This window comes from Marinobacter alexandrii, from assembly GCF_005871205.1.
Taxonomy (GTDB): domain Bacteria; phylum Pseudomonadota; class Gammaproteobacteria; order Pseudomonadales; family Oleiphilaceae; genus Marinobacter; species Marinobacter alexandrii.
This window is the reverse complement of sequence record NZ_SWKM01000014.1, coordinates 459919-474014: the sequence shown is the minus strand read 5'-3', so window position 1 is coordinate 474014 and position 14096 is coordinate 459919. Positions and strand designations below refer to the sequence as shown.

Here is a 14096-nt window from a genome sequence, read left to right as displayed (position 1 = left end):
GCCTCGCTCCCTATTTCGAAAGGTGCCAAAGCTCCTTCAACCGAGTCACCGTGTGATCCCACTTAGACGCACGAGGCCGGGCCACAGAGTTCTGGTTGCCGAACAAACCCACCTCGTTGACGGCGTTGGATTCTGAAACCTTGTGAAGCCAGTCCACCGGCACAAAATATTCCGCATCATCTTCACCGTACTCTAATGCCCGGTTATATCCGCCCTGCATCGTCATATCGTCGGTGATGAATTCGTCCGCCACCATCGGGTGGCCGGAAACTTTTCCAACACCCACATACCCCGTGCCCGGAATGTTTACCCAAACCCGATCGCCAGGTTTCAGCATAAACACGGTTCTGCTGTACCAGCGTCCGCCACCGGCAGAAATAAACCCATATTCCGCCGCATCCTGCCAATTCCGTCCATCAGGGTAGGTTCCGAAGCTGACGTAAAACTCTCCGTTCCATTCACCCCGCTGCCCTGTGTTGACTGCGCGCTCTTCCGTCTCCACAGGGTCAATCATCCATGACCGGCTGAGATACAGGTTCTCTCCGTCCCTGAACACAGAAAAGAAAACGGCGTTTACCGCGACACTGGCCTTATCGTTAAGGTAGTTGATGATCCGCTCGGTACTCGCATCGAGTTCAGCGGCAACGATCACCATCTGGTGGGAGCTGTTGATTTCATCTTCTACTGGCGCCACACCAAACTTCGCTTTGAATGCCTGATCGAAGGTCTGGTCTGGCAGGCCATTATTAGCTGCGAAGTCTGCATAAATCTGAACAAACTTCTCCGAAGACAGGTTCTCGACCCAAGATGCGTAATCAATGGTTTGAGCAACCACATTGCGAGGTGTTTTGTCTTTCTTGAGCTCGATAATGATGATGGAGCCAGTGGCATCAATAGCCAGAAGATCAATGTACTTGCCGAAGTCGGTATAAACTTGGCGACCAATCAATAACCAGTGATCGCTGAGGATGGAGATGTCTTTGGTGATCTGCTCTTCGAGGAGTGACTCGCTTTCAAGCGTCACCGTCGTGAGCGTTTGGGGCTTATCGCCGATCTTCCAGATTCCGTGCTGGACTGCCATCAATCTTGCTCCTCAATCAGATCTTGTCCGGCCGCAAAACCCACAGTGGGTTCCGACAGCAACGCCATGGTCATACCCAGAATCGCCTTCGCCTGAGAACGGGTGAATTCTTCAGTGCCGTGAGCGCCCAAATGGCAGATGTTCTTGAGCTGTTCTCGAAGGCTGAACAGGCGCTCGATAGAGGTCATACCCTTCCGTTCGCTGGAATGTGCCCTCTTGTTGGCAGAGGCTGATAAGTTCTTATCCTCGCGCATGGATTCGATCTGTTCGACAATGTGCCGACATTGCATAACGGCATCTTTGTAGTGCCCAGTTTCAATGAACTCCTGAGCTTTTGAAATCAAAGATGCCAAACCGTCAGACGTTGCCGGAAGCGGAACCTCGAATAGCAATGTGTTCCTGTAGCCGGCATTTTTTAATGCGTCCAGCCATTGCTCCCTGGGTACGATAATATCCGTGCAGTCAAAGCTCGGAAGCAGTTCATCGCCCGATGCCACCAATGCCCTCAACCCCAGATTCAGTTTAAGATCTTTCTCCTGTCGGTACGCCTCCAAGGCATTGATCTGCTCTCGACTGAGTACCATCTCAAACGCAACCTGCTCGCTACCCGGGAAATCATGGCACTTGATCAAGCGCTCAGAAGAAGGAATGGAAACCAGTAGCGGTCTCATCGGGTCGGCCAGGGAGATCGAAAGGCTTATATCGAATAGGACCATTTTCCTTTGACAAGGCTGGCGATTGCCCCGAATGACGAAGGTAAGACCATATCCGCCAGCGGCCTCCCGACCATGAACAGTCAACTGATCGAATTCGACTATGTAATCTCCGTTGTGCCGGATAGGTAATCGCATGACTTGGTTGGCCACTCCCTTTTGCTCAAAGCAATTATTGAAATATCTCTTCGATCTTCTATATACCGTGCTGGGCTATCGCCTGCTCTTCCTCCGTCAACGCCGGCTGTTCGCCTGCCATCATCTCGTAATGGCCTAGTTGGCCAGCCTTTTCAAATATGTTCCGGAATACACGCAAATAGGTTTCATTGGTCTGTTCCCCCTGGTTGATGTAAAGATCATCATGGATGGAGTGAGAGCCATCATTGACCCAAGAAAACAGAGACTGACAAATCAACTTGTCTCGCCCATCAAAAAGCGCACAGATTTCGTCCTTCCCCATCCCACCCCACATAGTGAAGTAATTTTCAAGGATCCGGCGCAATGTATTCTGAAGACTTAAGCTCGATAGGTTGGCGGACTTTACGTCTTCCCACAGAAGCTCATAAGCAGAGCGAATTGGGTTGGTATTGCAGCGCTCAACAACAGAGCCTTGCTGCAGCTTCTTCACAAGCCAAAAGCTTTCCTCATTTAGTGCTCGGTCTGACGGCCTTTTTTGATTGAAGGTGATCTCTTTGTGGAAGTAGACGTTGTGCGTTAGCAAGAACACCTGCTTGATCTGACCTGCTTCGCTTCTGACTTCCTCCATGACTCCCTTGATAAGGCTGCTGACGATGTAGAGGATATCGCTGTCTAACGAGGATATTGGGTCATCGAATACCACAACCCTGTTTGAGGTTATTCCTGATGGAGTTTGAGCGCCTTTGATTAGGTAGTAGAAATACAGGAAGGTGATAAAGGTCTTTTCGCCCTCACTCAATGAGCGACTGGCGTCTTCTCCATTTTCGCGGACAATTCGATAGTGACGACCGTCATTCGACTCGCCAAGCTTAAAAGAATGAAAACCAAATCGCTGCAACAAATCATTGATCGCGGCGATGGTAGGCTGAATTGACGTGGTTTGCTTTTCCAGCTCCGCAATCTGCTCCTTCAGCTCTCCGCGCCTCTGCTTTTTTGCTCTCAGGCCACCCTCCATCCCTCGAATTGTTTGCGTCAACTGATTCTTATTTTCCTGGTACTCAGACAAATCTTCAGTTAACTCGTTGAGCACATAGCGCCAGACTTGGGTGGTTAGCGTCTGCCTCTCAGTCGCTATATTCGCCACAGTTTGGTTATGGCTGGTGGTCGCGTCATTTGCTTCAGATACTGTCTTTTGCAAATTCATTAGCAACGGTTCGACAGGGTCGAGCTCTATTTTTCGGCTCGGCTCGGCAAGCTTGTCCTCCAAGAGCGCCCTATTTCCCTTTAGCCGTTCAGACAGCGCCTGGGCTTCAGCATTGAACAATTCCAGCTTTAAGAAAGGGTTGCCTAGTTCAATATTGCGCTGGACGGTAGCCAGCAACCGTTCGCTCGCTCTTTGGTAATTGCTTTGAAGCGCCCTTAATGCCTGAATGTCACTATCATAAGCATCGCTGAAAAAGGATTTCAGACTGTCAGCAAAATGATCATCCGTTGACTGTTGGCAAAAAGGGCAGGTTTCCGGATCTTGCTCATGGAACTTAATACCTTGCTTTACCCAATCGCTATTGCCAAGACGATCAATTAACGCAGCAATATCGACGTCCTGATTACCTATGATCGCCTTTTTCAGTAATTCATGAGACTCAACCTCTATGAGATTGTCGGCAGATAAATCCGCAAGAGGCGATGTTCTTTCAAGCCCCTTCGAAAAAACCGTTCTGCCCTTCTCCTTTAACTCATCTAATGTAAGCGACTCTGCATTGTTCGAGTCCCTTTCACTCAAAACCTTTTCTTTGAATCTCTCTGCATTGTTGCGAACACCTGTAAACGCTTCTTGAAAGTAGTTATCGTGCAGTTTCTTCTGCGCAAAGCACTTTTCTCGCAATGCAGGCTCTAGGTCGACGAGCTCTTTTCGTTTACCGGGCTGGTCATCGTCGCCGTCAAGCTGCCTGTTTAGGCTGGCTATTTGATCGTCAACTTTCTCGATTTCTGGCTGCAAGCGTGCAATTTCACGCTCAGCCTCTACTTGGTTTTCGCCAAGGGTAAAAACGCCTTGTAACGGGCTATCCTGATTAAAGTTTCTATCAACGAAATCGCGGTTATACACCATCGCATTCAAAGGGGCACCGCCTTGCCATATAAGCTGACAGTGACTGTTCTCCTCTGTTTGTGCGATCACACGGCTGATCGTGGTTTTTCCGGTGCCGTTAGCACCAAAGATAAAGTTGATACGGCGCAGATCGTTGAGCGTCGCCGGATTCGAATACGTTGCTACCGGTGGATTGATCTTGATCTCGCCGATCATGTTCCCTCCTTAGATTTCGCCCGAAAATGCCCGCTGGCTTATTGAATCGAAAACATCACTCGTCCCAGCAAAAGAACAACCCAAATCCTCAGTCACCGATAGAAACTTGAGAAAGGCTTCTTGAAACGTTTCCTGGATCGATCGTGGCGGGCAGATCATAGGAATTTCTTCCATTTTTCCCTTGCTTACCATTCCTTTCATTGAGTTTGTTGATGCCGACTGGATATGCTTTTTCGAAAAAAGGATTAGCGCGTATAAAAACCAACTTGTCACACTATCAAGTGGTGTAAGCGCATTAATTTGTTGATTGAAAGCCACTTCACGATCTGCATAGGCCACATTACCAATACAGTCAAAGCTTCCCGCAATACACGTAACTAATATTGAGCCTTTGCCAACGACTCTCGCTACCTTTTTGCCTTCTGCAGAAAGGCTTTCAGAAGCCGCAGTCAAGAAGTGAGAAGGCGTATTGATATTGTCTGACTTAATCCATTCAATGTGATCACCATAAAATTTTTCTTCTTTTCGCAACGGCGTGTTCCCGGTAGTCACCCTTGCAAGTTGTTTTAAAGGCTTCACCTCCCACCCCTTGGGATTAGTCACCGGATCACCAAACATATCCAGAAACACAGCTCGGAGGAATTCATCGGCGAGCTGGATGGCTTGCTGGCGTTTGCGGCGGATGGCGTCGGCTTTGTCGAGGATGGTGGCGATGCGTTTTTGTTCTTCTAACGGTGGAAGAGGAACCTTCAAACCTTTAAATGCGCTGACAGTAAAGCTAGCTTGGTTGACTGATTTCTTGGATATAGCCGGAAGCAAACGTGTAAAACTTGGGCTGGAAATACAGTAAAAAAGATATTTTGGAAAAACTTTATCTTTGACGGGTCGAAGACAAAGCAGGTTCATTCCATGAACCACATCACTCCGAGCACTTTCATAGATTGCACACTTTCCGAGATGCTTCTCAGAATTTATGTGACTGATTAAAATGTCACCAGAAGAAAGCCTGTAGTTTCGATACTCATCATCGCCAATATTAGCAAATCCGCACTTTTCCAGATTAACCTCACGCTGTGCAATTGTCTCAATTCGAGTCACAGGCAAACCAGAGGCATCTTTACTTTGCTTAATCGACGCGCCATTTCTTATATGCGCCGATATTTCACCCAAGGAAACAGCAGGCCAATTCACAACATCCCCTCCAACTCATCCAGATCGGCCAGAATTTCTCTCTCCAGTCCTTTTAGCCGTTGCAGAATTACCTTCGGATCCTCGTATTCCTCCTCCTCGTACACCACCTCTTTGTAGCGGTTTATAGAAAGATCAAACTTATTGTCAGCGATGTTCTTGGCATCCACTACAAACGACTTTTGGGCTTTATCGCCAAAGCCTTGCTCGATCTCTTCGGCGCTGGCGTTGGATTCCACCAAGCCGCGATATTGCTTCCACTGGGCGATTGCATCCGGCAGGTCGTTGGTGCCCTCACCTTTTAGCTCGGTGCGCTTGTCATCAAGACTGAGCCCATCGGCTAGCAAGTCATAAAACCAAACGCGCTCGGTAGAACCGCCCCTGGTAAAAATCAGGATCGCGGTGCTTACACCCGCGTAGGGTTTGAAAACACCACTGGGCAAGCTGACGATGCCTTCCAGCTGGTTATTTTCAATCAGCTCCTTACGCAGCTGCTGGTGGGCATTGGAAGAGCCAAATAAAACACCATCGGGTACGATCACCGCCGCACGGCCACCAAGCTTGAGAGAGCGCAGGATATGCGCCACGAAAAGCAGCTCGGTTTTCTTGGTTTTCACGACCCCCAAAACGTCCGGATTGGTGTTGGTTTCATCCAGGCTGCCCTTGAACGGCGGATTGGCCAGGACGATATCGAAGAACTCTTCTTCCTGTTCTGGATAATGCTCTTTGATGGATTTGTTGAGGCTGTCCTGATAGAGAACATTGGCGCCGTTCACCCCATGCAGCATCATGTTCATGCTGCTTACCCTGAGCATGGTGGTGTCGAAGTCGAAGCCCCAGTACATTTGTTTGTTGATGTGCTCCCGGTAGGGCTCCAGCAGATCGCCGGTGTAATGGAGATTGCCGTCTTCGTCGGTAAAGGTGCCTGCATCGCTGGAATACTTCTTGTTCAGGTATTCCATGGTCCGCGCCAGGAAACCTGCCGTGCCGCAAGACGGATCGCAGATAACGTCTGTGGGCTGTGGGTCGATCAGCTCGATCATCGCGTCGATGATGTGTCGCGGCGTGCGGAACTGGCCGTTAATACCTGCGGTGGTTAGTTTACTGAGCAGGTATTCATAGATATCGCCTTTTACGTCGCTTTGGGTGAGCGGCAGGTTGTTGACCATTTCCACGGCGGAAACAAGCACGGACTCGTTCTTGATCTCCAGATCCGCATCCTGCATGTACTCACCGATGTGCCCCAACGCCTGGACGGCGGTGCCTTCTGTGCCTAACCCCTCGTCTTCTGAGTGCTGACCCAGACTGGCGAAGTACGGATAGACATTATTCTTGAGGTGCTTGTGCAGCTCCTTGCCACTCATGTGGTGGAAATTTTTCCAGCGCAGGAGCTGGCCATCTGATGTGTCCGGGAACAGGCGGTCGAAGGGCTTGCCCGTGCGGGCCGCCTTGCGTTCAGCCACCTCTTCCTGCATATCCAGCATGCGGGCGAACATGAGGTAGCTGATCTGCTCTATCACGGTCAGGGGGTTGGTGATGCCCCCGGTCCAGAACTTTTCCCAGAGCTTGTCGATGTCGTTACGAAGTTGGCCTGTAAGCATTAAATCGGTTTCTCGTTAGTGACTAGAGTTCTATTGATTGGTTGCGACGTCATCGGTCGCTTCTTCTGGATTGTCCAGAGCTCGAGAGTCTTCCTCTTCGGGCTCTTCAATGGCTTCAACAATCATTGAGAGCCGTTCTGTCTCGAAATCCCTGTGTGCCGGCTCGATGGCAGGCATGGACTTTGTGACCTTTGCAGAAAGCTTGGTGAAACGTTCAACCTTGCCATAAAGGCCCTGCTTGCCAGCGAGGGCGGTGACGGTATCGTTGTAGTGATTGCTAACGGTGTTGAGCGTGCCGCCGAGCTTATTCAGACGTTCGGCCACGGTACACACCTGGTTGTAGATATCGCCGGCCTTTTCACTGATTTCACGGGCTTCGGCGTTGCTGCGCTCAATCATCCAGAGGTTGGACACGGTTCGCAGAATTGGAATCAGCGTAGTGTGGGACACCAGCACGATGTTCTTTTTGTAGCCGTACTCGAAGAGGTCCTTGTTGCTTTTCAGGGCTTCTATATACGCCGGTTCAATCGGCATGAACATGAGCACGAAACTGGGGCTGCGCATACCGACAAGATTGGTGTAATCCTTACCGGCCAGATCATCAATGTGGCGACGCACTGCTTTTACGTGTTCCGCCATTGCCAGGTTGTACTCTTCTTCGGTGTCTGCAGATACCGCACGGTCGTAAGCCACCAGGGAGACTTTACTGTCGATGATGATGTGCTTTTCATCCGGCAGTTTAATCAGGTAATCGGTCTGTTTTTGCTTGCCGTCATCATCCTTGAAGCTGCTCTGTACTGCGAAATGAGCATCCTCAATCAAACCGCTCATTTCCAGGGTTCGGCGTAATTGGGCTTCGCCCCAGGCACCGCGCTGCTGGGAATCCCCCTTCAGGGCGGAAGTGAGGCTCGTCGCTTCCTTGCTCATCTGCAGACCAATATCCAGTACTTTCCGGATTTCGGCGTTCAGGTTGCTGTTACCCTTTAGGGACGCATCGTGAACTTCGTTGATGCGCTTCTGGAAGCCCTCAATTTGCTCTCGAAAGGGCTTGAGCATGCTGTCGATGCTGCTCTGGCTAGTTTGAGTGAAGGTTTTGCCTTTCTCCTCAAAGATCTTATTCGCTATATTCTCGAATTCTTTGGTAAGAGCCTGCTTGGTCTCGCCTAGCTGCTGCATCTGGTCCTGGAAGTGTTCTTCCTTTCGTTCCAGCGTGGTTTTCAGCTCTGTGTGTTCGCTGCTGAGGCTTTGGTAGCGTTCCTGGAGCTCCGAGTATCTTTCCTGCTGGGCCGACAGGTTTGCCTTGGCTTCTTTGAGCTGTTCTCTCGCGTCTGTGTCTGACGATTCCAGGGCCTTCGCTTTCTTTCCTTCTTCTGCCAGCCTCTCCTTGAGCTGGCTCATCTGCTCTCGCTCCTCTTGGAGGTCCAGCTCTGCACGCCCCAGCCGTTCACGCAGGTCATCTACACGCTCCTGGAGGGCGCGATTGTCTGCCTGGAATGTTTCCAGCTGCCTCTCGGTCGCATGATGACGTTGGCGAGACTCCTCCAGTTTAGCGTTCACAGAGGCAACCTCTTCTTTCTGGCTTCGCAGCTCGTCAGTTAGCCGTTGCTCGTTAGATTGGGCACCGCTCAGCTGCGCTTGCAGTCGGCTTTCTGCCAGATCCTTCTCATGCAGTGATGATTCCAGATCTTTCATCAAATCCTGCAAGCTTTGATTCAAGGCGCCTGCTTGCTCCAGATTTCCTTGCAGCTGTTCCAGCTGGGCAGTGAGCCTGGCAACCTTTCGACTTTGCACCACGGTGGCCATCAAAAAGCCCAGCCCAGCGAACGCGATGCCTATCAGGCTGGCAATTACGATCAGTTCGTTCGTCCATTGAATGGTCTGCATAGTTATCCCTGTAGTTCCGTGGGCTGAGAATCTGGTTTTAGAAACGGTCTAAGCACATCAATCAGCTCACCCACATCGTCCGGTTTGAACACGCCGTCGATTCCCTCATGGGATACCGAGGTAAATGGCGCATCGTAGAGGGTTTCGACGACGATGGAGCCGTGCTGTGCGATGTAGTTTTTCAGCAGGTTCATGAACCGTACTTGCTGGGCTGTCAACGTCGGATGGGCGTGAAGAAACTGTTTGAAATGCTCTTCTACCGCCTGAGGGTCTAGGCCAATGATCTCTCGCACCGTGAGGTCTAACTGGTCTGCTGTCCGACCATAGAACTCGTTCAATACATCCAGGCTGACCCCCGGATGCGTCGTAAGAATCGTTGATGTCAGAGTTTGGAGATCCGACTCACCGATTGCCTCGCCATTGTGGATTTTCTGGAGGATCGGGTTTTCCGAAAGCATCTTGTCCAGAATGCCTTTGAGACGCCGACGGTAGATCATGGCTTCGTTTGCACCGGCTATGTAAACCTCGCGCTCTCGGATCCAAACCTCGCCATCTTTCGTTCTGGTTGTTTGCGTTCCAGCACCCGGATAAACCTTAGGCTTTCGGTACTTCATAATGCCGCGCAGCTCCAGCCGGGCATGCTCCAACTTTTCAATGCTTGGATCTGCCCAGAACGAAGCACTCTTAACTTCTTCGATCACTTTGTCTTTCTGGCGAACGGCCTGGATGTTTACCGCTAGCCTTTCGACTTCCGCAATGAGTGCAGTCTTGCCATCTTCAAAGCAGCTCGCCTTTTCTACCAGACAACGCTCGATGCCTGCCATGAGTTTGTCCAGCGCCGTTGCATGCTTGTCCCGCAGTACGCGACTGGACATAAGAGGAGCGATGGTTTCTGCCAGCAGGTGCTGCGTTCGCGCATCCAGTTTATCCAGCAGATCGGTTTGCTGAAGCTGGTGAACCACCCGTAGGTTGCGCCGCACAGCGATGCTTTCATCAGGCAGGTCATTGATGTCTTCCTTGAGTAGGCGCACACCCACGTCGTAGCCTGCCGCATGGTTCTGCTTCAGGGCCGCTTGTGTTAGGGCAAGCCGCTCCTCAAACGTGGTTTGAAGAAGTGGCTTGCTGCCAGTGTCTTCGGGCTCTTTGTATTCCTCTTCAAAAAAATCAAAGTTCCCGTAGTGGTCAAAGATCAAAAATTCAGTCTTGTTCTGCCCTGGGCCGAAAAGATTTGGCCTCAAACGGGTACCCCGGCCGATCATCTGCCAGAACTTCACCCAGGATTTAACGCGCTTGGCGAAGACGAGGTTGACGATTTCCGGCACGTCGATACCGGTATCCAGCATGTCTACCGAGATGGCGATGCGGAAATTGTTATCTGGTTTTTTAAATTCCTTGATCAGGCTATCCACATGAGGAATGGCGTTGTGGACGACCTTGCACACTTTAGTCCCGTACTGCGGGTACATCTTGCAGAACAGTTTCTCGAGGTGCTCTGCGTGGTCCTGGCGCTGGGCAAAAATGATCGTTTTCCCAACCAGTGAGCCGGTTTCATCCTTGATGCCATTATCAATCAGGTTTTCCAGGATGACGCGATCAGTAGCCTCACTGAAGATCTTTCGGCCTATATCTGAGCCAGCGATGGTGGTAGTCCGGGCTTCTTCTTCACCCAGATCTTCCTCAAGCTGTTGCTGTTGCTCCGGGGCCAGATCGCCGTAATGAATACCCTCGCGAAGGAATTCGGTGGTTAGGTCTTTTACCGTGAACGGCACCAGGTAAGGCGGCTCATTATTGATCGCCGCATCCAGCCCGAATTCGAACGTGGGATCGGTAGTTTCACAATCGAAGATATCAAAGGTGTTACGGCTGATGAACTTGACCGGTGTTGCGGTTAGGCCAACCTGCAACGCATCGTAGTAATCGAACAAATCCCGATATTTGTTGTAAATACTGCGGTGGCTTTCGTCGGCAATGATCAGATCGAAGAACCCCACATCCAACTGCGCAAACCGGTTCATCATGCCGGGATAGGTTGCGATGTATATGCGGGCGGAGTCATCAATCCTGCTGGTTTCACCGATGACACAGCGGGGCTCACTGGGAAGGTTCTGCTTGAACGCATCGTCTGCCTGAATCCGTAGCTCTTTTCGGTCACACAGAAATAGCACCCTCTTGGCCCATCCTGTCCGTGTAAGCAGCTCTGCCAGAGCGATCGCGACTCGGGTTTTACCTGTGCCCGTCGCCTGAATGATCAGCGCTTTACGCCTTTGATTCTGGAAATGGGCGGCGACGGTTTTGATGGCCTCAATCTGATAGGGGCGGTCAGCGATCTTGAGCTCAGGGTTGAAACGCTCAAGTTCTGCGGCGCGGTAGTGGCGCTGGTAGATCAGATATTCCAGGCTTTCCTGGCTATAGAATCCATAGACCGGACGATAGGTATTGTACTGGTGGTCATCCCAGATAAAGGTTTCATAGCCATTGCTGTAGAAAATGACGGGCCGTTGGAACCCCATATACTCAAAAGAGTTGGCGTATAAACGGGCCTGCTCCCGCCCTGCCTGAAGGTTTACCGTGCCGGATTTCTTGGCCTCGACCAGCGCAAGCGGCTGGCCATTCTCACCCCAAAGTACATAGTCGACATAGCCCTTGCCCGAGGGATTGTCGGGGAATTTCACCTCCACTTCCTGGCCAACCTGGGCCGGGTTTCCGATATCCCAGCCTGCTTTCACCAACATTGCGTCGATCAACTGCGCTCGGGTTTTGGCTTCGTTCCATTGAAGAGAGTCGGCCGCCTTCTGGCTGCGTTCTTTGCGCGCTTGCTGTTCCGGTTCGGCCGGCTGCTCGAACGATTCGGCTTGCTTAGCGCGCTCGCGGTCCAGCTCGATCATGACCCGCTCGAGCTCTTCCTGCTGTTTTTCTATATCTTTCTTATAACTGGAAACCGACTTTTTCAGCTGAGCAATGGCGTTGGCTGGGTCAGGAATCTCCTTGAGGGATGGCAGGTTCTCCTTTGGCTCCCCGCCATAGGTAAGCGCCATGTAGCCTGCCAACTGATGAGCAGTTGAGAGTGACATCTTTGCACTCTGCAGGTCACCTTCCGCACCGTGTGCGGAATCATTGCCTTGAACCCGAAGAAAATTGAGCTGATGGATAAGCGATTTATCGACACAGTCGGCGAAGACCGGGTTTCTGGTCAATTCATAAAACGTGGCCTGCGGAAACCTCGGCAGAGACTCTTCTTTGTAAATGGTCTTCGTCATCTCCTCGCCAAAGCTCCGCAGCCGCGTCAAAGCGCTTCCGGGGTCGACATGGAGAACGGCCTCCGCCAACCCCCCGAGGTTTGCCAGGACATCGTACTTGGGCCGAAGAAACTCAAAATTGACCGATTTCATAAAGGATACTCTGCTCATATCAGTCCTTCTGCGAGGACCATGCCATTTTTATTCGATGTCGTATTTTTCGATCCAGTTGCTCAAGGTCTGCTGGCTTTTCAGGCCAAGAAGTTTTGCAGCCTTCGTTTTATTCTGTGCAGTGTGGGCCATGGCATTCTGAATGTAATGCGCAGCCAATTCGCCCATTATTCCATTTAGATCAACACCTTGACTCACATCATGATTGAGTAGATCCGGCTCACGCTCTGGCATAGTGAATAGTGCCTGCTGTAATTCCGCACCGGTTATGTTTTCGCCTGAACTCCAGAGCGCTGCCCTTACGAGAGTGGAGCGAAGCTCCCGAACATTACCTCGCCAAGGGTGTTGAAGAATAACTTTTTTTGCGTCAGCGGAAAGTTTCTTACCGGAGAACGCCGGATCCTGGTCACCCTGAGCTTTGAGCATCATATCTGCAAGTAACGAAAGGTCACCTTCGCGGGCACGAAGAGGCGGCAGGTGCAGAACTCCGACGGCCACACGGTAGAAAAGATCCTCCCGGAAATGACCATCTGCAACCGCTTCCATGAGATTACGATGTGTGGCGGTGATGATGCGCACATCCACAGGCAGCTCTTTGTCACTACCTACCGGGACTAATCGGCCTTCCTGTAACACACGAAGCAGCCGAACCTGCGATTGTGGCGACAACTCACCAAACTCATCGAGGAATAAAGTGCCGCCATCGGCCTGCTGGAACACACCAGAACGATCTGCGACTGCTCCCGTAAAGGCTCCCTTCTTGTGGCCAAAGAGAGTCGAATCAATCAGCTCTTCAGGAATGGCCCCGCAATTCAATGCAATAAACGGTTTCTCGCGACGCGGGCTAGCATTGTGGATGGCACGGGCAAACAACTCCTTCCCCGTGCCTGTTTCGCCATAAATCAGGACTGGCACGTTACGTTCAGCAAGGATCTGCGCCTGCTGTTTGAGCACGTGCATACTCGGGTTTTGGGTGACAATATTATCGAATGCCGCATTGATGGGGACCCGGGAATCGGTCAGGGCATTCAATTTGGCATCTGAAATTTCGGAAACGGCAGGAACGAATTCTGCTGCAAGCTCGAAGGGTATCTCTACCCGCTCTACTCCACTCTCGCGCGAAGACTGGTAGAAGACAGCCGGGAATCTGGTTTTGCCGAGCAGTATCCACACCGCTTGCATAGCAGGGGTGCCAGGGCTTAACAGAATCGATAACTCGGTTTCAGCAGTCGAAAGTTTTTTTAGGACGGGCTCTACAGCCAGATAAATCTCACCAAAATTGACCGGCGAGCTGAGCTTGGCTTCTGTGGCCTTGATAGGGATATCGACCCGTTGCTGCAACCATGAGAGGTATGACTCCACCTCCGCTTGAGGATAGGAATACAGCAACTCAACCGAATCAATTTCGGCATTTTTGAGCGTCGATAAGATCGGGCCCGATTGTTTGTCGGCTACCGCCTTTAAATCGTTGCCCCCAATCCAGCTAATAAGGACTTTATGCAATCCGCTCGTCATCCGTGACTCCGCCATTAGGCATTGTTTTCGCTATCTTAGCTGTCATATCGGATGATGTCTGTTGCATAAGCTAAACGTTTCAATGTTCATATCTTTTTGGTCTAAGATTGACGTTAGCGAGATTTGGACAGTTGGCGAGTATTGCTTGGGGCAGATGCTGTAATGATTTAAAAGCCGAGCACGGCCAATATGTCAGAGCTAGTGCTGCGACAGGAAAAAGAACTGGTTGGAGAAGGCATAGCCCTAGCTCCCACAAGATCAGAA

The 14096-nt window shown here is 51.0% G+C and carries 8 protein-coding genes; all 8 read right to left on the bottom strand.

Features of this window, described 5'->3' with window-relative positions:
• Positions 1-10: 10 nt before the first annotated feature.
• Complete coding sequence (locus FCS96_RS15935; protein WP_138441363.1) at positions 11-1081, bottom strand: PDDEXK family nuclease; 1071 nt, start codon at positions 1079-1081, stop codon at positions 11-13.
• Positions 1081-1797 carry a hypothetical protein gene (locus FCS96_RS15930; protein WP_138441362.1) on the bottom strand — a complete coding sequence of 239 codons (717 nt, stop codon included), beginning with the start codon at positions 1795-1797 and terminating at the stop codon, positions 1081-1083. The genes FCS96_RS15935 and FCS96_RS15930 overlap by 1 nt, the downstream gene beginning before the upstream one ends.
• A gap of 193 nt (positions 1798-1990) precedes the next feature.
• A complete protein-coding gene (locus tag FCS96_RS15925; protein WP_138441361.1) occupies positions 1991-4237 on the bottom strand; it encodes an AAA family ATPase in 2247 nt (748 codons plus the stop codon).
• Between the two features lie 9 nt (positions 4238-4246).
• Positions 4247-5428, bottom strand: coding sequence for a restriction endonuclease subunit S (locus tag FCS96_RS15920; RefSeq protein ID WP_138441360.1), 1182 nt, complete (start codon positions 5426-5428; stop codon positions 4247-4249).
• Positions 5425-7026 carry a type I restriction-modification system subunit M gene (locus FCS96_RS15915; RefSeq protein WP_138441359.1) on the bottom strand — a complete coding sequence of 534 codons (1602 nt, stop codon included), beginning with the start codon at positions 7024-7026 and terminating at the stop codon, positions 5425-5427. Before FCS96_RS15915 ends, FCS96_RS15920 begins: the two co-directional genes overlap by 4 nt.
• Positions 7027-7056: 30 nt before the next feature.
• Positions 7057-8910: a DNA recombination protein RmuC gene (gene rmuC, locus FCS96_RS15910; protein WP_138441358.1), complete on the bottom strand. Its 1854-nt coding sequence runs from the start codon at positions 8908-8910 to the stop codon at positions 7057-7059.
• A gap of 2 nt (positions 8911-8912) precedes the next feature.
• Complete coding sequence (locus FCS96_RS15905; protein WP_138441357.1) at positions 8913-12299, bottom strand: DEAD/DEAH box helicase family protein; 3387 nt, start codon at positions 12297-12299, stop codon at positions 8913-8915.
• Between the two features lie 48 nt (positions 12300-12347).
• Entirely contained in the window at positions 12348-13832 is a 1485-nt protein-coding gene (locus FCS96_RS15900) for a sigma-54 interaction domain-containing protein (protein ID WP_138441356.1), read from the bottom strand.
• Positions 13833-14096: the final 264 nt, after the last annotated feature.